This window comes from Pedobacter kyonggii, assembly GCF_004310665.1.
Lineage (GTDB): Bacteria > Bacteroidota > Bacteroidia > Sphingobacteriales > Sphingobacteriaceae > Pedobacter > Pedobacter kyonggii.
Window position 1 is genome coordinate 50,092 of the sequence record NZ_SIXF01000001.1, and the last position, 21,303, is coordinate 71,394.

General features: G+C 37.9%; 19 protein-coding genes. 9 read left to right on the forward strand and 10 right to left on the reverse strand.

Annotated elements, in window-relative coordinates:
* Positions 1–28: 28 nt before the first annotated feature.
* Entirely contained in the window at positions 29–499 is a 471-nt protein-coding gene (locus tag EYS08_RS00230) for a CYTH domain-containing protein (RefSeq protein WP_131027871.1), read from the forward strand.
* 106 nt (positions 500–605) lie between these two features.
* Here EYS08_RS00230 and EYS08_RS00235 read toward each other — a convergent pair whose 3' ends face one another.
* The 4 genes from EYS08_RS00235 to EYS08_RS00250 form a co-directional block, all read right to left on the reverse strand.
* Positions 606–1,241: a response regulator gene (locus tag EYS08_RS00235; RefSeq protein ID WP_131027872.1), complete on the reverse strand. Its 636-nt coding sequence runs from the start codon at positions 1,239–1,241 to the stop codon at positions 606–608.
* A 515-nt stretch (positions 1,242–1,756) separates the two neighbouring features.
* A complete protein-coding gene (locus tag EYS08_RS00240) occupies positions 1,757–2,725 on the reverse strand; it encodes an FKBP-type peptidyl-prolyl cis-trans isomerase (RefSeq protein ID WP_131027873.1) in 969 nt (322 codons plus the stop codon).
* 198 nt (positions 2,726–2,923) lie between these two features.
* Positions 2,924–3,919, reverse strand: coding sequence for an FKBP-type peptidyl-prolyl cis-trans isomerase (locus EYS08_RS00245; RefSeq protein WP_131027874.1), 996 nt, complete (start codon positions 3,917–3,919; stop codon positions 2,924–2,926).
* Between the two features lie 47 nt (positions 3,920–3,966).
* Entirely contained in the window at positions 3,967–4,977 is a 1,011-nt protein-coding gene (locus EYS08_RS00250) for a DHH family phosphoesterase (RefSeq protein ID WP_131027875.1), read from the reverse strand.
* Positions 4,978–5,184: 207 nt separating this feature from the next.
* Between EYS08_RS00250 and EYS08_RS00255 the strand changes: the two genes are divergently transcribed.
* The 3 genes from EYS08_RS00255 to EYS08_RS00265 all read left to right on the forward strand — a co-directional run bounded on the left by EYS08_RS00255 (position 5,185) and on the right by EYS08_RS00265 (position 6,877).
* The gene (locus tag EYS08_RS00255; RefSeq protein WP_131027876.1) at positions 5,185–5,604 is read left to right on the forward strand and encodes a nucleoside-diphosphate kinase; all 420 of its coding nucleotides are present in this window, start codon (positions 5,185–5,187) and stop codon (positions 5,602–5,604) included.
* Positions 5,605–5,736: 132 nt separating this feature from the next.
* Positions 5,737–6,510, forward strand: coding sequence for an FKBP-type peptidyl-prolyl cis-trans isomerase (locus EYS08_RS00260; protein ID WP_131027877.1), 774 nt, complete (start codon positions 5,737–5,739; stop codon positions 6,508–6,510).
* Positions 6,511–6,703: 193 nt separating this feature from the next.
* Positions 6,704–6,877 carry a hypothetical protein gene (locus tag EYS08_RS00265; RefSeq protein ID WP_244215813.1) on the forward strand — a complete coding sequence of 58 codons (174 nt, stop codon included), beginning with the start codon at positions 6,704–6,706 and terminating at the stop codon, positions 6,875–6,877.
* Between the two features lie 317 nt (positions 6,878–7,194).
* Here the strand turns inward: EYS08_RS00265 and EYS08_RS00270 are convergent, their stop codons facing one another.
* Together EYS08_RS00270 and recF are read right to left on the reverse strand one after the other, a co-directional pair.
* Positions 7,195–7,485 carry a DUF721 domain-containing protein gene (locus EYS08_RS00270; protein ID WP_029278338.1) on the reverse strand — a complete coding sequence of 97 codons (291 nt, stop codon included), beginning with the start codon at positions 7,483–7,485 and terminating at the stop codon, positions 7,195–7,197.
* Positions 7,478–8,581, reverse strand: coding sequence for a DNA replication/repair protein RecF (gene recF / locus EYS08_RS00275; RefSeq protein ID WP_131027879.1), 1,104 nt, complete (start codon positions 8,579–8,581; stop codon positions 7,478–7,480). Before recF ends, EYS08_RS00270 begins: the two co-directional genes overlap by 8 nt.
* Positions 8,582–8,686: 105 nt before the next feature.
* Between recF and EYS08_RS00280 the strand changes: the two genes are divergently transcribed.
* The 3 genes from EYS08_RS00280 (at position 8,687) to EYS08_RS00290 (ending at position 10,455) form a co-directional block, all read left to right on the forward strand.
* Positions 8,687–9,094, forward strand: a complete 408-nt coding sequence (locus EYS08_RS00280; protein ID WP_131027880.1) for a hypothetical protein — start codon at positions 8,687–8,689, stop codon at positions 9,092–9,094.
* Positions 9,095–9,218: 124 nt separating this feature from the next.
* The gene (locus EYS08_RS00285; protein ID WP_108197625.1) at positions 9,219–9,884 is read left to right on the forward strand and encodes a tetratricopeptide repeat protein; all 666 of its coding nucleotides are present in this window, start codon (positions 9,219–9,221) and stop codon (positions 9,882–9,884) included.
* Between the two features lie 319 nt (positions 9,885–10,203).
* Positions 10,204–10,455, forward strand: a complete 252-nt coding sequence (locus EYS08_RS00290) for a hypothetical protein (protein WP_165456333.1) — start codon at positions 10,204–10,206, stop codon at positions 10,453–10,455.
* Positions 10,456–10,712: 257 nt separating this feature from the next.
* On the opposite strand, the gene pth is transcribed toward EYS08_RS00290, so the two are convergent.
* From pth to EYS08_RS00305, 3 genes are all read right to left on the reverse strand, one after another.
* The gene (gene pth / locus EYS08_RS00295; RefSeq protein WP_131027882.1) at positions 10,713–11,273 is read right to left on the reverse strand and encodes an aminoacyl-tRNA hydrolase; all 561 of its coding nucleotides are present in this window, start codon (positions 11,271–11,273) and stop codon (positions 10,713–10,715) included.
* Between the two features lie 179 nt (positions 11,274–11,452).
* Positions 11,453–12,037 carry a 50S ribosomal protein L25/general stress protein Ctc gene (locus tag EYS08_RS00300; RefSeq protein WP_131027883.1) on the reverse strand — a complete coding sequence of 195 codons (585 nt, stop codon included), beginning with the start codon at positions 12,035–12,037 and terminating at the stop codon, positions 11,453–11,455.
* 89 nt (positions 12,038–12,126) lie between these two features.
* A complete protein-coding gene (locus EYS08_RS00305) occupies positions 12,127–13,068 on the reverse strand; it encodes a ribose-phosphate pyrophosphokinase (protein ID WP_029278327.1) in 942 nt (313 codons plus the stop codon).
* A gap of 371 nt (positions 13,069–13,439) precedes the next feature.
* Here EYS08_RS00305 and EYS08_RS00315 point away from each other — a divergent pair, with 371 nt between their 5' ends.
* Positions 13,440–16,466: a glycosyltransferase family 117 protein gene (locus EYS08_RS00315; protein ID WP_131027884.1), complete on the forward strand. Its 3,027-nt coding sequence runs from the start codon at positions 13,440–13,442 to the stop codon at positions 16,464–16,466.
* Positions 16,467–16,682: 216 nt separating this feature from the next.
* On the forward strand, positions 16,683–19,724 hold the full coding sequence (locus EYS08_RS00320; RefSeq protein ID WP_131027885.1) for a glycosyltransferase family 117 protein: 3,042 nt from the start codon (positions 16,683–16,685) through the stop codon (positions 19,722–19,724).
* Positions 19,725–20,139: 415 nt separating this feature from the next.
* Here the strand turns inward: EYS08_RS00320 and EYS08_RS00325 are convergent, their stop codons facing one another.
* Positions 20,140–21,102 carry an acetyl-CoA carboxylase carboxyltransferase subunit alpha gene (locus tag EYS08_RS00325; protein ID WP_131028302.1) on the reverse strand — a complete coding sequence of 321 codons (963 nt, stop codon included), beginning with the start codon at positions 21,100–21,102 and terminating at the stop codon, positions 20,140–20,142.
* Positions 21,103–21,303: the final 201 nt, after the last annotated feature.

Genomic DNA, 21,303 nt, shown 5'->3' on the forward strand with positions numbered 1-21,303 from the left:
CTTCGCGGGAAAGACGAAAATATCTACAATGGGTAAAGAAATAGAGCGTAAATTTTTGATTGATCAGCAGAAGTGGGATGACCTGAGCAAACCAGAGGGAAAGCTTTTTAGGCAAGGCTATCTGCTTACGGATAAAGATAAAACCATACGTGTAAGGGCAACAGAAACCAAAGGATTTTTAACCATAAAAGGTCAAACAATAGGGGCCACGCGGATGGAATACGAATATGAAATCCCAGTTGCTGAGGCCACAGAATTATTGGATAATTTTTCTTTATCTGAGCTTTCGAAAACCCGCTACGAAATTCCGTTTAGCGGTAAACTTTGGGAAGTAGACGTATTTTTAGGCGATAATAAAGGTCTAACTGTCGCCGAAATTGAACTTGACAGTGAAGACGAAATATTCGACATCCCAGATTGGGTAAGCAGAGAGGTTACTGAAGAAGAAAAATATTACAATTCTAACCTAACAGTTACCCCCTTTAAAGATTGGATTTAATTTTCAGAATGATTCTATCGTTTCAATTCTTCTAATAGCTTGCAGATCCATAGTTATTAAAATTCAAAAAAAGACCCCATAACTTTAAAAATCATAAGGCCTTTATTTAAATCAGCTGGTGCTCGTGCGCAAAATTCAGCAGACCAACAATTGATTTAACGCCAGTTTTACGCCATATATTTTTACGATGGGTTTCTACTGTATGTTCTGAAATAAATAGCATCTTGCCAATATCTGCAGAAGTGTATTCTTTGGCAATTAGCCTAATAATTTCTACTTCCCGGCGTGATAAAATATTCACTTCTTCTGCATGGTTTTCACGCTGGTAACCATTAATAAATTTAGCAGTAATGGAATTTTGTATATAAGTTTCGCCGAGTATAACCTTATTAATTGCTTTATGCAGTTCGTGAAACTTTACATTTTTTAAAAGATAGCCATTTGCTCCAGACTTGATCATTTTCGAAATATTGATAAAATCATCCTGTATAGAAAGTACAATAACTTTAATTTTGGGGAATTCTCTTTTAATCAATTTAGTTAAATCAGCTCCGACCTTCTCGCTAACACTAACATCGGCAAGCACAATATCTGGCGTTTTAGTCCTGATCAATTGTACGGCAAGTGCAGCAGAATTGGCCTCGCCAACAACAACAATACTTTCTGAATCACTTAGAATGGATTCAACATTATCCATTAATGCATCATAATCGTGAATTAAAAAGACCTTGATCTTTTCCATAAAGTTTAGTTTAAAACGTTAATCATTTCACCAGAATTCAGGAAAAGCTTGAAGAAATTTTAAACTAAAAGTTTAACTCCTTTCAAAATCTACCCAATATTCTATCAAAAGCTTTAAATTTTATGTTTTTAACTAAGATAGGTTGCAATTTGTTTATGACATCTACAAATGAATTAGCAACCTGCTTTTGCAGAACGGCTGAGTGAAGCCATTTGAAAATACTGTGGTTATTTCTATTGCATGTTGGGTTACGATAAGAAGCCCTTACATGCCTGTAATATCCATCTTTTAAAAACAGATTGAAAAATATGCTAAACAACATCAATTTCAGACCCAGAAACACAATAGTACTGCTTGAGCGCATAGTAATAATAAGGATGATTAATTGTTTTGTTAATCTAATTTAAACAAAAATTTTATTTTGCCACTATAATTATCAATTTCTTAACACAAAAAAGCGCAAGCCCAGTATTATAATTTACTGATCCTTGCGCTTTTATATTATGGTAAGTATTTTAGTTGCTTAGCGGTGCAGCCACATTTGGCTTTATAATGCCTTTCAGTTCTACATCAAATACCAAAGGCGTAAACGGATTAATTGGTCCGCCGCCATTTTCGCCAAAACCCAATCTGGATGGCAAAATCATTTTGATCTTACCGCCAACACCGATAAGTTGGATTCCCTGGATAACTCCCTGTGGCAATTGGCCTAATGGTAAGCTACGTGGCACATATTGTACACTTTCAGAGAAAATGCCAGCTTCTTTTGCGACTTTAGCATTCGAGGTATCAAAAACATTTAATGTCCCATTCGATTTTTTATTGGTAAACTGACCTGTATAGTCCATTAATACCGTATCGGTTAAAGTTGCTCTTTCTGAATTGCCTGGAGCAAAAATTACATATTGCAGTCCAGATGGTGCAGTAGTTACCTTTAAATCATTCTCGGCAACGTATTTTGCAATTTTAGCAGGTTCTACTACTTTATTTTTTTCATTTAGCGCTTTGTACTCCGATTCAAAGAAAAGTCGTTTTTTCGCTTCAAAAATAGAATCGGGATCTTTCCCTTTATGCAATACTTTCTCGATTTTAATCGTAAAAGACGCAATGTTCGATTTTAGTCCTTTTGGCTTAGGCTGGCCTGAATATTTCTCCATCGAATCCAGATTCAATTTAAAAACGGCACTATCTCCTTCACCAAGCAGTTTCAATCCAGAGGCTAAATCGCCTTTAAACATCGATTTACTAATGGCAAAGAAAGCAGGACGTTCATTATCATACGTATTTACCATTACCGAATCGGGATTGGTGTTGGTTTCAACCGTTTGAACACCGTTTAACTTTACATAATCGCCATCCTGAATTTTCGGCTTACCATCACTTTTATAGATCTTGTAAGTCATATCTCCCTCACCCTTTTCGAATTTGTTACAGGCAGACAGGCCTAATGCTGCTGCCAAGAGAATAATAATTCCTTTTTTCATTTAATATATTAATTAAAAAATCAGCCTTTAATCCATTTCGGAATGTTTGGCTATTTTATTAGATCATACAAAGATAGGCTATAATAAGTTTTTACGGATCTTTGAAATGTTTTATTTCTTGGTTCTGCGTCAAAAAAAATGTAGGCAAAAAAAATCCTGCTTAAATAATTAAACAGGACTTTATAATATTTTAAGAAATTATTTTTTAACTACCGGTGCAGGCATTTGAACTGGAGCTGCTGCAGCTGGTTTTCCTTTAATAATATCTTTGATTTCTAAATCGAAAGCAATTGGGCTGAAAGGCATAATACCAACTTGTGGTGCGCCTTGCTCGCCGTAACCTAAGTTAGAAGGAATAATCACTTTAATTTTGCCACCTTTACCAATTAACTGTAAAGCTTCAGTAAATCCTGGGATTGTACCGCCAACTGGCATTTTTTGAGGACCATAAGGTTTACCTGGTTTAAATTCGTTTTCTGCTTTAGCCAATTTCTCATCACTTGTATCGAAGATTTTGTATTTACCATCTTTACCTTTTTTAGTTACTCTACCAGTATAATCAATTAATACAGTATCGCCTAAAGCTGGTTTTTCTGCACTGCCTGGTTTTTCTATAATGTAGTGTAATCCACTTGCAGTAGTTTTGGTTTCTAATTTAGTATCTTCTAAATAGCTTTTTAATTTAGCAGGTTCAGCAGCTTTTCTTTTTTCTGAAGCGGCTTTATAGTCAGCCTGGAAAAACTCCTGTGCTCTTTTATTAAAAGTAGAATCAGCTTCACCAGTTTTTTTCTTGAATACTTTTTCGATTTTCACCGTAAAAGTGATGTACTTATCGTTTTTGAACTGCTCTGGTTTAGGTTGTTTACTATGAAGTGCCATAGTATCTAAGTTTACTTTAAAAGTAGCGCTATCGCCTTCTCCAAACAATGTTAAAACATCGTTCATATCACCAGCATACATTTTTTTCTGTGCAGGAAATACTGCAGGAGTTTCGCTATCGAAAGTGCTTGATAAAACTGAATCTTTATCATTTTTCTGGATAAAATTCATTTTCACGATATCGCCTTCTTTGATTTTCTCGTTACCTGCCGAGTGGTGAATGGTATATAGTAAGCCACCAGCTCCCTTTTTCTCTTGTTTACATGCCGCTAAACCTAAAGTGGCTGCTGCTAGAATAATAATTCCCTTTTTCATTTATTTAATTTGACTTTTTTAAGTTTTTATTGTTTTATGTCTTGTGTTTAAGCTATCAATTGTTCTTTATATTCTGCTAATATCGTTTTAAATTCGTTTACTACATCAGCTAAGGGTTTTTCTGCTGCACCACCTGCTGCATTTCTATGGCCACCACCATTAAAATACTTTTTACAGATTTCGTTGGCCGGAAAATCGCCTGTAGACCTAACAGATAATTTAACTTTATCCGGACGCTCAATAATTAATGCGGCTAAACGGATGCCGTTAATCGACAATGCGTAGTTTACCACCCCCTCTGTATCGCCGGTTGCGCTATGGTATTGTGCCAGTTCTTCTTTTGTAACCGAAATAATGGCGGTATTGTATTCTCTTATAACTTCTAACTTGTTAGACAGGCAATAACCCAAAAAGCGCAAACGGTTTTCGCTTGCGTTATCATATACCAATTGATGGATTTTCCAATGCTCTGCACCAAGATCTATCAGATCAGCAGCGATACGATATACGTCGGCTGTAGCTGATGGAAAACGGAAAGATCCAGAATCGGTCATGATACCAGTGTACAAACAGGCTGCAACATCTTTATTGATGCCAGCTTTATCTTCCAATTGATTAACAATAAAATCGTAAACCAATTGCGCAGCAGCACAGGCGTTAATATCCCAGTGGCGGTAATCATCAAAATCCTCAGGTTCGAGGTGATGATCGATCATGATTTTTTTTGCTCCTGCTGCTCTAACCAATTCGCCTAATTCATTAATCCGGCTTAGGGTATTAAAATCAAGGCAAAATATGAGCGAAGCTTCATCCACCAACTTGGCAGCCTTTTCTTGCTCTTCTGTAAAAATAATTACATCGCCATTATTTGGCATCCAATGCAAAAAGGTAGGATAATCTGTTGGTGTGATTACCTTAACATGATGGCCTTTTTGAATTAAATATCCATATAACCCCAGAGATGAACCCATCGCATCGCCATCGGGTTTGTGATGCGTAGTGATCACAATTCGTTGTGGCGTAGCCAATAATGTTTTTAATTCAGTTAGTGTAAGCATATATTTTTTGCGCTGCAAAGCTAAGTAATTTTAATATAGGATTAAAGGATTTTAAGATTAGCCAGTTCTTATATTAAAAACAGGCTTTATTTAATATTTAAAGCACCAATACCACTATTTATGTGCCGATCTTAATCTTAAGCAATGTTTATTGATTATTCATCAATTAAAACGTATTTTTGCAAAAAAATTGATATCAAAAGCACAATGAGCACTAACAGAACTTTTACCATGATCAAGCCTGATGCAGTAGCAAACGGCCATATCGGATCGATCATTAACGACATTACCAATGCTGGTTTCAAAATCATCGCATTAAAATATACTAAACTTACAGAAGAAACTGCTGGTCAGTTTTATGCTGTTCACGCTGAGCGTCCTTTTTACAAAGATTTAGTAAGCTTTATGTCTTCAGGACCTATTGTTGCTGCTATTTTAGAAAAAGACAATGCCATTGAAGATTTCAGAAAATTGATCGGCGCTACTAACCCAGCTGAGGCTGCAGAAGGTACAATCCGTCAGAAATATGCAAAATCAATCGATGCTAATGCGGTTCATGGTTCAGATTCTGATGAGAATGCAGAAATTGAAGGTAACTTCTTCTTCAAGGAAGACGAACGTTTCTAGTTTCCAACACAAGAAATTTACAATAAAACCCCGAACATTCGGGGTTTTATTATTTTATCTATTTTGTATCTTTCGGCCTTAAAATAATCCACCATTTTAAACCTGTTGGAATTAATTACACATAAATAATCAATGAAAAGAATTTTTTTAGCGGTATGTCTATCCGGAATCACTGCTGCATCTTATGCGCAAACCAAAACAGCAGCAAAGAAACCTGTTGCAAAAAAACCAACTACAGCCGCAAGTAAAACATCAACCCTTACAGCGGGTTTAAAATCTACTTTAGATTCTACCAGTTATGCTTTCGGTACTTCTATCGGCGCGGGCCTAAAAACAACTGGCCTTTCTACCTTAAATTACGAAGTATTGTTAAAAGGCTTGAAAGATGCATTTACAGGCGGCAAGGCTATTTTAACTCAGCAGCAGGCACAACAATGTATTAATGAGGCATTAGCCAAGGCATCATCGGTAAAAAACAAAGCTGAAGAAGCAGCAAATAAAATTAAATATGCACCAATTATGAAAGAAGGACAAGATTTCTTAGAACAGAACAAAAAACGTGCAGGTGTACAAACAACTGCAAGCGGTTTACAATACGAAGTTTTAACTGCTGGTACTGGCGTTAAACCACTGGCAACCGATTCGGTATTGGTTCATTACAAAGGAACATTATTGAACGGAAAACAATTTGACAGCTCTTACGATAGAGGCGAGCCTATCTCATTCCCTTTAAATCAGGTAATTAAAGGCTGGACAGAAGGTGTACAATTAATGCCTGCCGGTTCGAAATACAAGTTTTTCATTCCATATGATTTAGCTTACGGAGCGCGTGGTGCCGGACAGGATATTCCTCCTTACAGCACTTTAATCTTCGAAGTTGAATTGTTGAAAGTGAACGGGAAATAAGATTTGTGCAGCCAGATCTTACCATCTGGCTGTTTTTTTAAACTGGGATTGAAACGGTTCTTTCAAAAAGCATGTTGAATACCGTTTCAGATGGTAACATCTTGCACCACGATCAGGACGATTCCAGGCAAATAAGTCATTTACCAAAACTTTCTCCCGTATTCAATGTTAGCTATTACAAATTAACATGAATATGAAAAGAGCATTCCCTTTAGTACTGATCGCATTTTTATGCACTACCTTAAGCAGTTGTGAACTAGTAGAAGGTATATTTAAAGCCGGCGTTTGGGTGGGCATAATTGTAGTTGTAGTAGTGGTTGCACTGCTGATCTGGATTTTATCGAAGATATTTGGAGGAAGGGGCTAGTTTTTCAGTCTGTCACGTTGTCCAAAGGATCCCTACGGAGACCCTCCCGATGAATCGGGAGAGGTCGTCAAAACGCTTGAAACTAAATTTAAACAGGTCTTTTCGACAGGCTTCCATTGACAGGTTTTCAATAGCGTGATCGTCTTTCCCGCGCAGGCGGGAATCTTAAGGCACTTGCATTACGATTCCCAATCGAGTTGGGAATGACGCCCTCTGAAAGCCTATCATCTACAAAAAAAGTCAGTTTATATTGATTTTTATAAAATAATTATCCTTCAAAATGACGATTCTATATTAATTCTACTGCCTCGTTATGCCTATAAAAAGATCATATCGGTAATTACCACACTACCGGCGTGTTCATTAAGCTTCTGGATAATGCCCTGACGTACCATAACCAATTCATTTTTGATTACCGAAGATTCGATGCGTAGAAACAATTTCTTATCGTGAATGTAGATCTGCTTGGTTCTGTTGGCTATGGCAGTGCCCATAATCTCCGGCCAGATAGACAAGATCGAAGTTTCATCGAATTTTCTGCGCAAACGGTATACATCCAGCATTTTGCTGATGGCATCTTTTACTGTAACATCATTGGGTTTACGCATTTTGTATAGTTCCGTTATCTACTTCGAACAAAGTTACATCAACTTCTATTTTTTCAAAAATTGATTTTACCCTTTCTCTCCCTGTATCTGTAATAAATATCTGCCCAAAATCATGGTGGGAAACCATTTGCATTAGTTTTTGAACGCGGTTATCATCCAACTTATCAAAAATATCATCCAACAAAAGCAAAGGTTTAAATCCTTTGTTTTTGGCAAGATAAGCGTATTGAGCAATCTTCAAAGCAATTAAGAAAGATTTTTGCTGACCTTGGGAGCCAAACTTCTTTAGCGGCATGCCACTGATCACAAAAGCCAGTTCATCTTTATGGATACCGGTTGTGGTACGCTCCAGCACACGGTCTTTCTCTACCGATTTCTTTAACAGCTCTTCGAAGGTGGCCTCATTCAATTGCGATTGATAATTCAACGCTACAATTTCCCTGTTTTCGGTAAGATAGGTATAATATTGGTTAAACAGCGGAATAAACTCATCCATAAAGGCCTTACGGATAGTGAATATCTTATTGCCGGCTACAATCAACTGCTCATCCAAAATTTCGAGCAGTGTAGGGTCGTACTTTCTGGTAATGGCGATCTGCTTTAGCAAAGCATTCCGGTTTAACAGAATGCGGTTATAGGTAATCAGTTGATCCAGATAATGTGCGTCTGTTTGCGAAATAACATTATCAATAAATTTTCTACGCTCCTCGCTGCCTTCCATAATCAGGTTTACATCATAAGGGGAGACCATCACTACCGGAAAAAGGCCAACATGATCAGCCAGCTTATCGTATTCTTTTTTATTGCGCTTGAACTGTTTTTTTTGGTTGCGTTTTACTCCGCAGGAAATTTTTTCGTTTTTTTCGTTACGATCAAAATCGCCCTGGATCATAAAAACCTCTTCATTGGTTTTGATCTGCTGGCTATCGATGGGATTAAAGTAACTTTTACATAGACAGAGATAGTGAATGGCATCGAGCATGTTCGTTTTGCCAGAGCCATTATTACCCGTAAAAACGTTTACCGTTTCCGAGAAATGGAGATCTGCATCGGTATAGTTCTTGAAATTTAGAAGGGTAATATTTTTTAACCACATAAATATGTCACAAATTTACCGTTTTTTAGCCTCTTAACACCCATTGTTAAAAATAAACGTTAATAACACTTAAAAAAATTGTACTTTCATAGCAAGGAAAATTAGATGGTTGCACAAAAAATGTTAGAAGGGAATGTTTTATGGTCTTACGATCATGAACTAACCAATGAAGAAAGCTCGAGCTGGGTTAAAAAAATCGCAGGTTTATTTTCGTTTTTAAAGCCAATTCACAATCACGAAGGCAATATCCTGTTGGCCTCGAATGGTCTTTTTATTACCGGAGATAAACAATTGGAACTTCCATTATCTCATATAGAAGAAGTTTACATGGGCTTCGACGATTTATTTCCAGCTTCATCGGTAAAAAACTTCGGCGCATTCTGGCAGCCCATCAGAATCAGATCTACGGTGAGCCGCTCCGAAAGTCAAACGGTGTACCTGGTGATTAACCATACTGGTATTTTTAGCGACAACCAAACCTGGTTTAACACACTAATTAGCTTGTTGCGCTAATTATCATAACGATTTTATAATCTGCTTGCTCTAAATAACTAATGTTTAATCAAATACTTCAAAATAAAGATTGATACTTTGATTGAAAAATGTATTTTTGCAATCTTAAATTTTTTAAACAAACATGTCTACAACAGATAACCAGACAATTCAACCAACTAAAAAAGGTTCATTTTTACAAGAGAATAATAAGAGCTTACTGTTTATTGCAGGCGCTGTAGTTTTATTAGTTTTAATATATCTTTGGTATCAAGGCGTGTATTTAAAAGGTCGTGCTGAAGAAGCCGCTAGCAAAATGTACAAAGCAGAACAATTTGTTGGCGTAGATTCATTATCGAACAGGGCTGTTAAAGGCGAAGGTGGTTACCCAGGCTTAGAGCAGATTGCTAAAGAATACGATAACACAAAATCGGCAAACTTAGCTAACCTTTACTTGGGTGGTATTTACTTGCGTAAAGGCGAATACAAACAAGCAATAGAGGCATTAAGCAAATATAGCGCTACTGGCAGCCCAGTTGCAGATCCATTGGCTTTAGGTTTATTAGGTGATGCTTACAGCGAATTGAAAGACTTTAAACAAGCGGCTACTTACTATAAAAAAGCGGCAGATAAGGCAAGTAAATTTACTTCACCAATGTTTTTAAAGAAATTAGGATTGGTTAATGAAAGCCAAAATGATTTTAAAGGCGCTGTTGAAGCTTATACTAAAGTAAAAACACAATATCCTGAGAGTGCAGAAGCGCAGTTAATTGATGCTTACATTGCAAGAGCTCAAGAAAAAGTTAAATAATCATTAACTAAACATATTTATGAAAAGATCATCGAAAGATGGTCTTTTTTTGTTTAAGGGTTTTTCGTAATTGCGATAGCTGGCCCTTCGACTAAGCTATCAATAACAGATGCTTATAGAAAGATCGTCATTGCTTCGTCGGCTGAAAAAGCCTTCTCGCAATGACGATAATCTTCGGAGATTTATCTCCCTTAAATTCTTCTGTTATTTATATTGATTTTTGTAGAATAAATTAAGCATCAGGATGACACTCACCTATTCCGTACCTGGTGCCTCACCAAACAATAGACATCTTCATCCGCTAATCATTATTTTTTTTTTGGAAATCAAGTGCAGAGGCTTTTCGGTTAGTGTAGCCCCGCTCTCCGTTTCTTCCGATGAAACCTGTGAAACAAGCAAGCACACAATAAAAGAACAAAAGAATTTGCTTAAATCAGAACCACTGCGATCGGGTTTAGGTGGCGCAGCCAGCTATACTATTTGGGGTTGCATGGTACAGAAAAAGGAAATTGCTGCCTTTATCGACCTGTTTCATATCAGATGGTCTGTGAGGGCACAGACTATGGACTAGGAAAAGAAATCTATATAAAACTATTATTCTACCCTCAATAGCAGTATAGACACTGCCACTTAGACCTGATTGAAATGGAAAGCCTGCAAGCGAGGTACGAGCGCGGACTTGTAATGAAAAGCAGGACAAACATTAAAAAGATCTACTGCAATTGCGCTTCAAATGATCTTTTTGGACTACATTACCTTGAATTTAAAATATAAAAGGTCCTTCGCTGCGCTCAGGATGACAGCATGGGCAGCTAACCAATTAACCGCCTATTTATTAAAAGCCGTCATGGTGTGGGCAGGCCCAATGGTTACATAACTTTTAATCAGCTCTACGCTTTTATCAATCAACGCAGGGAGTTCTAATTGCTCATTCTTATCAAACAAACCCAAAACAAAATCAACCTGTCTACCTTTCGGGTAATCGTTACCGATACCGAAGCGCAAGCGCGCGTAGTTTTGTCCGCCGCAAACCTCTTCGATGCTTTTTAAGCCATTATGACCAGCGCTAGAGCCCTGTAGCTTTAACCTCAATTTACCGAGAGGCAATGCAAGGTCGTCAACAATCACCAAAACATTTTCTGGTGCTATTTTCAACTCCTTCATCCAATAGTTTACGGCTTTACCACTTAAGTTCATAAAAGTAGTTGGTTTAATTACATGAAGTTTGCGCCCTTTAAAACTTACTTCTGAATAATAAGCCAAGCGGATATTCTCGAAACTTCCATCTAAATTTTTAACCAGCTCATCGGCGATATCAAAACCAATGTTATGTCTGGTATGCGCATAATCTGGTCCGATATTCCCTAAGCCAACTATAAGATATTTCATGGAGCAAAGATAATAAAAAGGTTGAGGGCGGGAAGGCTGAAGGTTTAAGGTAAAAGCAAAAAGACTAAAAACTAAAGCTTAAAGTAGCGCCTATGCATTAAAAACAAAAAAGCGGTGCAAATTGCTTTTGCACCGCTTTTAAAATCTGTGTAATCACATTAATCTGTGATATCAGTGTACTATTTTTTACCTTTGGCAGCTTCAGTTTCTGCTTGTTTTAATGCTCTAGACATTGCAACAGAAACGATAGTATCTTCAGGAGTGTTAGTGATTACGTATTTCTCGCCTTTAAGGTCGCGAACACGGAATAAACTACCTACTTCTAATTTCTCTAAGCTTACTTCTACGTTTTGTGGCATATCAGCTGGTAATGCTTTAACACGTAGTTTACGCAATTTCTGGATTAATTTACCCCCCATTTTAACACCTGGAGAAGTTCCTGTTAATTTAACCGGGATCTCCATAACGATTTCTTTCTCGTCAAACAACTGAAGAAAATCGATGTGCATTAATACGTCGGTAAGTGGGTGAAATTGAGTGTCTTTTACGATAGCTTTAGTTTTAGTACCGTTAACATCAATCTCCACAAAGTTTACATCCGGGGTATAAATAACATCTCTTAAGTCAGCAATAACTACAGCGAAGTGTTGTTGCTCTTTTCCACCATACAATACCGCCGGAACTTTACCTTCGTAACGAAGTTCCTTGGCATCGCGTTTCCCTACGTTCTCTCTTGGAGAACCGCTAATTGCGATTGTTTTCATTTTATTTTTATTTTATATTTATTAGTAGTCAGTATTAAGTATCGAGTATCAAGACGTTAAGCCTTCAACCCGCTACCTTCCACCTTAATTTATACTCTAAACAGATCACTAATTGAGCCGTGCTCGTTTACATTGGCTATTGCCCTTGCAAATAAACTGGCTGTGCTTAGCACCCTAATTTTCGGACTTTCCTGTTTCAACGGGATAGTGTCCGTAACGATTAACTCGGTTAATACCGAATTTTCTACCGTTTCTATTGCTTTGCCTGATAATACAGCGTGTGTACAAACTGCTCTAACACTTGCTGCACCGTTTTCCATAATCAAAGCCGCAGCTTTTGATAAGGTTCCGGCAGTATCACAAATATCATCGATCAATACTACATCCTGCCCTGTCACATCACCAATAATCGACATCGATTCGATTTCATTAGCACGTTTACGGCGTTTATCGCAAATAATTACCTCAGCATTAAAAAACTTGGCAAAAGTACGTGCCCTGTACGAACCGCCCATATCTGGCGATGCGATAGTTAAATTTTTTAAGCCTAAGCTTTTGATATAAGGTACAAAGATTACCGATCCATCTAAGTGATCAACCGGAATATCGAAGAAACCCTGTATCTGTGCAGCATGCAAATCCATCGTCATGATGCGGTGGATACCTGCTGATTTTAATAAGTTAGCCACCAATTTGGCACCGATTGCTACACGTGGTTTATCTTTTCTATCCTGACGGGCCAAACCATAATAAGGAACTACTGCGGTAATATAATGTGCCGATGCTCTTTTAGCCGCATCAACCATTAGTAAAAGCTCCATTAAATTATCGCTGGGCTGATAAGTAGATTGGATTAGAAAAACATCACTACCACGGATTGACTCATCAAAAGAAGGTTGAAACTCTCCATCACTGAATTTGTGGATGGTTACGCTACCAAGTGGCTTGCCGTAATGTTCGGCAATCTTAAGTGATAATCCCTTAGAACCTGTTCCGGAAAAAAGCTTTACCGGGTTAAACTGCAATGGCATGGGTTCGTGTAGTTTACGGTTAAAAAAAATCGGATCATGTCTATTTAAAACATGATCCGACATTAAATTTTAGTTGTCCGACCTGGATTCGAACCAAGACAAACGGTACCAAAAACCGTTGTACTACCCTTATACTATCGGACAAAAACTTATCAAGGATATTCTCCTCGAAAGGGAATGCAAATGTAGGAACCTTATTTTAAATATGCAAGAGTGATTTTAAAATATTTTTAATTTCTTTCCTGCTGTTCCTGTTTGCGATGCAAAGATAAAAAAATCATCATATAGCGTGCAACATTTTCTTTTTTTATGCGACTTTTTTTTACTACGAACCACTTAAATCATTTATTATCAAAGACTAAAATTAAACTATGAATTACTCAAGGATCAACACCATTGGAGGCTGGCTCTGTTTTATCGTTGCCGCGCTCACCTACATCTTAACTTTAGATCAATCTGTAAGTTTCTGGGATTGCGGCGAATTTATTTCTTCGGCTTTCCGAATGGAGGTAGTTCACCAGCCCGGTGCTCCAATAGTCTCCATGATCCAAAGGTTGTTTTCGGCACTCGCTTTTGGCGATAAAACCAAAGTAGCCTATTTTGTTAATATATCTTCGGCACTTGCCAGCGCGGGTACCATCATCTTTTTGTTCTGGACCATTACCGCACTGGCCAAGAAAACGGTCATTAAAAAAGGCGAGGAAATCACCAGCCAGAAAATCATCGGCATTATGGGTGCAGGTTTTGTTGGGGCTTTGGCTTATGCCTTTTCTGATAGTTTTTGGTTTTCGGCAGTGGAAGCAGAAGTTTACGCCATGTCGTCGCTTTGTAGCGCCATTGTATTTTGGGGCATATTAAAATGGGAATCGCAGGCTGATGAACCTAAATCAGACCGGTGGTTGCTTTTTGTGGCATACATCATGGGGATTTCTATAGGTGTACACATTCTAAATCTGCTAACCATCCCTGCATTGATATTTGTTTATTATTTTAAAAAGAACCCCTCGCCCAATTGGCAAAGCGTATTAAAAGTATTTCTTGTTTCAATCGCTGTATTGGCAGTGGTACAGTTCGGCATTATTCAGTACATGGTATCTTTTGCTGCAAATTTCGATTACTTTTTTGTGAATACAATGGGTCTGGGTTTCGGAACGGGTGTATTATTTTTTGCCGTTTTAGTGATTGGAGGCCTGGTTTACGGCATCCGCTATTCTATCCTCAAAAATAAAAGGGTATTAAACCTGGCCATGCTGTTCACCGTTTTGCTTCTATTTGGATACAGTTCTTTCGCCTTACTCATTATCAGGGCACAGGCCAAACCAAATTTAAACAATACCGATCCGGAGAATGCTTTTAATTTCCTGAGTTATGTAAACCGTTCACAATACGGAGACAGGCCTTTGTTATATGGCGAAAATTATAATTCGGAAAAGATCGACATTAAAGAAAGCGGAAAACTTTACAGAAAAGGAGAAACAAAGTATGAATCAGCAGGAACAAAATCTGATTATGTTTTTGGAGATAAAACTTTAGCTCCACGCATGTACAGTGATAAACCCGAACACATTAGGTTTTACAAAAGTTACATGGGTTTTGATGATGAGCACAGACCTACCTTGATGGACAACTTAAAATATATGTTCTCTTTTCAAACGGGACAGATGTACATGCGTTATTTTATGTGGAATTTTGTGGGCAGGCAAGACAATGAAGATGGGCAATTTGGCGGAAAAGATGGCAATTGGCTCAGTGGCATTGAACCTTTGGATGCGATCAGGCTTGGTGATCAGAAAAACCTTCCGCCATCCATTGTAGAAAACAAAGCATACAACAGATTCTTCTTTTTGCCGTTAATTATCGGTTTAATTGGTGCGGTTTGGCATTTTAAACGTAACCAGAAGGATGCGGGCGTTATCGGTTTATTATTCGTTTTTACTGGAACTGCTATTGTAGTTTATCTGAACTCAGTTCCGATTGAGCCGCGTGAGAGGGATTATGCCTATGTGGGTTCGTTTTATGCCTTTGCCATCTGGATAGGTTTAGGTGTATTTGGATTAAAAGACTTTATCTTCAAAAAACTAACACCTGTGCGGGCCAGTATTTTTGCTTCGATTATTGCTATGTTCTGTGCGCCGATTATTATGGCCAATCAGGGATGGGACGATCACGACCGTTCTGATAGCCATGTAGCCAGAGATATGTCTGTCAATTACCTAAAATCGTGCGCGCCCAATGCAATTTTGTTCACTTATGGCGACAATGATACCTACCCGGTTTGGTACGCGCAGGAAGTAGAAAACATCCGCCCGGATGTGCGTGTGGTAAACCTAAGTTTATTCACTGCCGATTGGTACATAGACGGAATGAAAAGAAAGCAAAATCAATCAGCGCCGCTTCCTTTAACGATTAAGCGCAATCAATATGTTGCTGGTACACGCGATATTATGTATTATCAGGATTATAAAATCGCCCGGCATATTGAGTTGCAGGAAATTTTGGACGTGCTTCTATCCGATCATGACGAAGATAAAGTAACCATGACAGATGGCTCTAAATACAATGTGTTACCAACCAAAACCCTTAAACTGGCGGTAAGTCCACAGCAGGTTTTGGATACCGGAACCGTACCTAAAGAAGATGCAGGCAAAATCGCAAGCAGTATGGAGTGGACTTTTAACCAAAATTATGTTACGAAAGGGACATTGGCCTTGTTTGATATTTTGGTACACAATAATTGGGAGCGGCCAATTTATTTTACTGGGGCAATGCCAGATGAGCAATACGTTGGGCTAAATAAATACCTTTATGTGGAAGGATTGAATAAAAGGTTATTACCCTTAAAACCAGATACGGCAATTACACAAGATTATGACCGTGTAAACCTGAAACCGATGTACAACAATATGATGAATGTTTATGGTTTTGGCAATATTAAATACGCCAACCATTTAGACAGGCAATCTGCTGATGATGTAACCATGTTCTCGAATATGTTTAACGGTTTATTAACCGGCCTGATAAATGAAGGTAAAATTACCGAAAGCAAAAAAGTGGCTAATAAATATTTTGAGGTAATTCCTGCTAAATTTTACAGTATGCGCCAGGTAATGAGCACTTATTATTTCACCGAAAACCTTTATCGTTTAAATGATTTAAACCGTGCAAATGCAATGATTAAAAAAACAGCCGATTACGTGGGCAGGGAATTAACCCATCTTGCTGATGTTTCAGAAAGCAAAAACCAGCTATCATCTGAGCAGGATGTACGTTTCTACCTTGGCTATTTAGGACAAATGGTAAAACTAACCGAGGTTTTTAAACAAGCTGAGCTAAGCAAAAGCCTTGAAAAAAAATACAATGATCTGATTGTAAGGTTTACCCCATTTGCAGCGGGTTAAGCTAAAAACATTCTAAATTTTAACCCATAGGCTGATTTCACCTTTCTGCTTATGGGTTTTTGCTTCTCCAATAAATTAAAATCCTTTATGTTAAAGGCCTTAAGCCGTTAAAAATTGTTAAATCAATCCAAAAATTTACCTGTTTTATCGACTAGAATAGTTAATTTCGGCAGCATTTTTATGTGAAAACAATTTTTAATATCATTAAACAAACCAATGAATTATTCAAAAGTTAATAATATAGTAGGCTGGATCTGCTTTTTAATTGCTACACTAACTTACGTTTTAACCTTAGAGCCTTCTGCCAGTTTTTGGGATTGCGGTGAATTTATCGCATCGGCATTTAGAATGCAGGTTGTTCACCAGCCTGGTGCGCCTTTGTTCTTAATGCTCCAACGTTTCTTCTCTATTTTTGCAGCTGGAGATTTAACCAAAATCGCTTACTGGATGAATGTTGGTTCGGCTGTATCGAGCGGGGCAACTATCTTATTCTTATTTTGGACCATCACTGCATTGGCTAAAAAAACAGTGCTAAAAGCTGGTGAAGAACTAACAACCGGTAAATTGATCAGCATTATGGGTGCAGGTGCCGTTGGTGCTTTGGCTTATACTTTCTCTGATAGTTTTTGGTTTTCGGCAGTAGAATCGGAGGTTTATGCACAATCATCGTTATTTACTGCGATTGTATTCTGGGCTATCCTTAAGTGGGAAGCACATGCCGATGAGCCACGTGCCGATCGTTGGTTATTGTTTATTGCTTATATTATGGGTTTATCAATTGGTATCCACTTGTTAAACCTGCTAACCATCCCAGCGCTTGCTTTTATTTATTATTTCAAAAGAACAGATAAAGCAACAACATCGGGAATTATCAAAACCCTTATTGTTGGTATTTTAATCTTAGCGGTAATCCAATATGGTATTATCCAATACCTGGTTTCGTTTGGTGCTTATTTCGATTTATTCTTTGTTAACACATTAGGTCTAGGTTTTGGAACAGGCGTTTTATTCTTCGCTATTTTATTAATCGGCGCCCTGGTTTGGGGAATCCGTTATTCTATCCAACACCAAAAGAGACTATTAAACTTAGGTCTAATCTCTACTGTTTTAATCATTTTTGGTTATGCATCATTCTCGATGATCATCATCAGGGCAAAGGCAGATCCGAACTTAAATAACAGTGCGCCGAAAGATGCCTTCTCTTTCTTAAGCTACTTAAACCGTGAGCAATATGGCGACAGGCCATTGGGTTACGGCCCTAACTATAACTCTGAAAGAGTAGGTGTAACTGAAGGAAAAACAATCTGGAGAAAAGGAAAAGACAAATATGAGGTAGCGGGTAAAAAAACCGATTACGAGTATAACAACAACACTTTGTTGCCACGTATGTATAGCGATGACCCTAAACATGCGGCTTTTTATAAAGAATGGATGCGCTTAGATGATACTAAGCACCCGAATTTGGTTGACAACGTTGGCTTTTTAGCCAGCTACCAGATTGGTTATATGTATATGCGCTACTTTTTCTGGAATTTTGTTGGTCGCCAAAACGATGAGCAAGGTCAGGGTAGCGGATTTGAAGGCGAATGGATTAGCGGTATCAAACCGATAGATTCGTGGCTACGCGGAGATCAAAGCCACTTGCCGCCATCAACTGTTGATAATAAAGCATATAACCGTTTCTTCTTTTTACCATTAATTTTAGGAATTATCGGTGCGGTTTGGCATTTTAAACGCAATCAAAAAGATGCCGGAGTTGTAGCATTATTATTCTTCTTTACCGGTATTGCCATTGTATTATACTTAAATCAAAAACCATTGGAGCCCCGCGAAAGGGATTACGCTTATGTAGGATCGTTCTATGCCTTTGCAATATGGATTGGGCTTGGCGCGCTCGCCATTAAAGAATGGTTGTTTAAAAAACTAACCCCAACTACCGGTGCCATTGGCGCAACGGTGATTGGATTACTCGCTGCACCGGTAATTATGGCCGAGCAGGGATGGGATGACCATGACCGTTCTACGAAAATGGTTCCACATGATATTGCTTTGGATTACCTACAATCCTGCGCACCAAATGCCATCTTATTTACTTATGGCGATAACGATACTTACCCGCTTTGGTATATCCAGGAGGTAGAAAATGTTCGCCCTGATGTACGTATTGTAAACTTAAGCTTGTTTGATACAGATTGGTATATTAATGGATTAAGACAAAAACAAAATGAATCGGCTCCGTTACCAATCACCATGAAACCTGAGCAATATGTACAGGGAGAAAGAGATGTAATGCCATACGATGATTACAAAATTGCAGGTAGTGTTGAACTTAAAAACATAGTTGACCTATTGTTATCAAACGATGAGAGCGATAAAGTACCGATGCAGGATGGATCAAAATCTAACTTCCTGCCAACTAAAAACCTTAAAATTACGGTAAATCCGCAGCAAGTAATCAGTACAGGAACAGTGCCTGCTGCTGATGCTGCAAAAATCACCACCACAATGGATTGGAAGTTTAACAAAGGTTATGTTACTAAAGGAACTTTGGCCATGTTCGATATCCTTGCACATAACAATTGGAAACGTCCGATTTATTTCGCTTCTACAGTGCCTTCTGAGCAATATAACGGCTTAGACAAGTATTTATACAGCGAAGGTTTAGCCATGCGTTTATTACCGCTTAAAGCTGATACGACAGCATCTGAGGATAGACCAGAGCAATTAAATACGCCTGTATTGTACAATAATGTGATGAATAAATTTAAGTGGGGTAATATGAAAACCGCTAAATATTTAGATCCACAGTCATCAGATGATACTTTCATTTTCACCAATCTTTTCAGTAGCTTAACCAGCAGCTTAATTAAAGAAGGTAAAACGGCTGAGGCCAAAAAAGTAGTAGATAAATATTTTGCAGTAATGCCTGATAAATTCTTCGGCATCCGTACGGTTGTTGTGAAATTTTACATGGCTGAAAACTTATATAAACTGGGCGAAACTGCAAGAGCTAATGATATTTTAGATAAATCAGGCGATTATATAAATAAAGAATTAAACTACTTGGCAGACATATCTCAATCAAAAGGTTTAACCGGATCGCAGAACATTCAAACGGGATTATACTACCTGGACAGAATGATTAAAACGAGTAAAGCTGCAGGTCAGGATAAATTGAGCGATAAGCTGCAGAAAACATTTAACAGTTTAGAAAGCCGTCTGTCAATGTTTTTCCCACAACAGGGTCCACAACAGTAAACGGATTTGAAAAATAGATTATACGAGCAGCTGCATTAATTTGTAGCTGCTTTTTTTGTTTGCGCTGCGCTCGTTTGAAACGGCCTTGTTGAAGGCTTCGCCATTTAAAGCCTAATAGGTTTGAATAAGATATCGCGAGATACGTCGAGGGCTGTATCATAAGTGTAAATTGTCATCCTGAGCTTGTTGAAGGACTTTTCTTAAATGTCTTAAGGGCGTTTCAACAGGCTCAACGTGACAAATCCGACAGGAAATACAACTTTATGATACAGCCTCCTTTATACATGATAGTTACTGAAATAAATTCAGCATGACGAGTCCCCAATGTATGTTGCATATAGATGCATTTTCTTCACAATAAAAAAAATCCCGTTCAGCATTGCCAAACAGGATTCAAATTTATTTTAGTTAATGATTATTCGTTTACAACCCCCATCGCACAGAATTTATCAATCCGTTGTTCGATCAGTTTATCAGTTTTTAGTTTACCTAAAGCAGCTAAATCTTTAACGATGTAATCTTTTAAAGTTCTGCCCATTAACTCTGGATCTTGATGTGCACCTCCAAGTGGTTCTGGAATAATACCATCGATTAATTTGTTGCCAAACATATCATCAGAAGTCAACTTTAAACATTCAGCAGCCTTCTCTTTAAAATCCCAGCTTCTCCATAAAATAGAGGAACAAGATTCAGGAGAGATTACCGAGTACCAGGTATGCTCTAACATATAAACTTTATCGCCAATACCAATACCTAAAGCACCACCTGATGCACCTTCACCTACAACAATGCAGATAATCGGCACACGAAGAATAGACATTTCCAATAAGTTTCTGGCAATAGCCTCACCTTGTCCGCGTTCTTCTGCCTCTAAACCAGGGTAAGCACCCATAGTATCAATAAAAGAAACAACCGGTTTATTAAATTTTTCAGCCAAACGCATTAAACGTAAGGCTTTACGGTAACCTTCAGGGTTTGCCATACCGAAATTGCGGAACTGGCGCTCTTTGGTGTTTTTACCTTTCTGGTGACCAATAACCATTACCGTTTGGCCATTTATGGTAGCAAAACCGCCAATAATCGCTTTATCATCTTTAACGGTTCTATCGCCGTGCATTTCAATAAAATCATCGCAGATCATATTGATGTAATCGAGGGTTTGCGGGCGATCGGGATGACGGCTCATCTGAACCTTGTTCCAACCAGTTAAATTTTTATATAAGTTATTGGTAGTTTCATCTAATTTACCATCAAGCTCGTCTAAAGTGGCAGACATATCTACCTTAGTTTTTTCGGCAACTTGCTTAACCTTTTCTATCTGCTGAACTAAATCGGCAATAGGTTTTTCAAAATCGAATGATGTTTTTATTTGCTGCATAATTGAGCCACAAAAATAAGTAATTATTTTTAGTTTGCAGTGAACAGTTTTTTGTTTGCGTTTTTGAGGGAATAAATCGAACCAGCGTAAAGAAAAATTAGCATTGTAAATAGTTTTTTTATTCTTCATGATTTGGAAAGCAATTGCAGTAGTGCTTTGGTTTGGTTCCGTCCTGCTCTCCCTCCTGCCACTAAGCGTGGC

Bases quoted from the DNA above. Each gene is read 5' to 3' on its own strand.
- EYS08_RS00230 (WP_131027871.1), top strand. From the start codon at position 29: ATGGGTAAAGAAATAGAGCGTAAATTTTTGATTGATCAGCAGAAGTGG.
- EYS08_RS00235 (WP_131027872.1), bottom strand. From the start codon at position 1,241: ATGGAAAAGATCAAGGTCTTTTTAATTCACGATTATGATGCATTAATG.
- EYS08_RS00240 (WP_131027873.1), bottom strand. From the start codon at position 2,725: ATGAAAAAAGGAATTATTATTCTCTTGGCAGCAGCATTAGGCCTGTCT.
- EYS08_RS00245 (WP_131027874.1), bottom strand. From the start codon at position 3,919: ATGAAAAAGGGAATTATTATTCTAGCAGCAGCCACTTTAGGTTTAGCG.
- EYS08_RS00250 (WP_131027875.1), bottom strand. From the start codon at position 4,977: ATGCTTACACTAACTGAATTAAAAACATTATTGGCTACGCCACAACGA.
- EYS08_RS00255 (WP_131027876.1), top strand. From the start codon at position 5,185: ATGAGCACTAACAGAACTTTTACCATGATCAAGCCTGATGCAGTAGCA.
- EYS08_RS00260 (WP_131027877.1), top strand. From the start codon at position 5,737: ATGAAAAGAATTTTTTTAGCGGTATGTCTATCCGGAATCACTGCTGCA.
- EYS08_RS00265 (WP_244215813.1), top strand. From the start codon at position 6,704: ATGAAAAGAGCATTCCCTTTAGTACTGATCGCATTTTTATGCACTACC.
- EYS08_RS00270 (WP_029278338.1), bottom strand. From the start codon at position 7,485: ATGCGTAAACCCAATGATGTTACAGTAAAAGATGCCATCAGCAAAATG.
- recF (WP_131027879.1), bottom strand. From the start codon at position 8,581: ATGTGGTTAAAAAATATTACCCTTCTAAATTTCAAGAACTATACCGAT.
- EYS08_RS00280 (WP_131027880.1), top strand. From the start codon at position 8,687: ATGGTTGCACAAAAAATGTTAGAAGGGAATGTTTTATGGTCTTACGAT.
- EYS08_RS00285 (WP_108197625.1), top strand. From the start codon at position 9,219: ATGTCTACAACAGATAACCAGACAATTCAACCAACTAAAAAAGGTTCA.
- pth (WP_131027882.1), bottom strand. From the start codon at position 11,273: ATGAAATATCTTATAGTTGGCTTAGGGAATATCGGACCAGATTATGCG.
- EYS08_RS00300 (WP_131027883.1), bottom strand. From the start codon at position 12,037: ATGAAAACAATCGCAATTAGCGGTTCTCCAAGAGAGAACGTAGGGAAA.
- EYS08_RS00305 (WP_029278327.1), bottom strand. From the start codon at position 13,068: ATGCCATTGCAGTTTAACCCGGTAAAGCTTTTTTCCGGAACAGGTTCT.
- EYS08_RS00315 (WP_131027884.1), top strand. From the start codon at position 13,440: ATGAATTACTCAAGGATCAACACCATTGGAGGCTGGCTCTGTTTTATC.
- EYS08_RS00320 (WP_131027885.1), top strand. From the start codon at position 16,683: ATGAATTATTCAAAAGTTAATAATATAGTAGGCTGGATCTGCTTTTTA.
- EYS08_RS00325 (WP_131028302.1), bottom strand. From the start codon at position 21,102: ATGCAGCAAATAAAAACATCATTCGATTTTGAAAAACCTATTGCCGAT.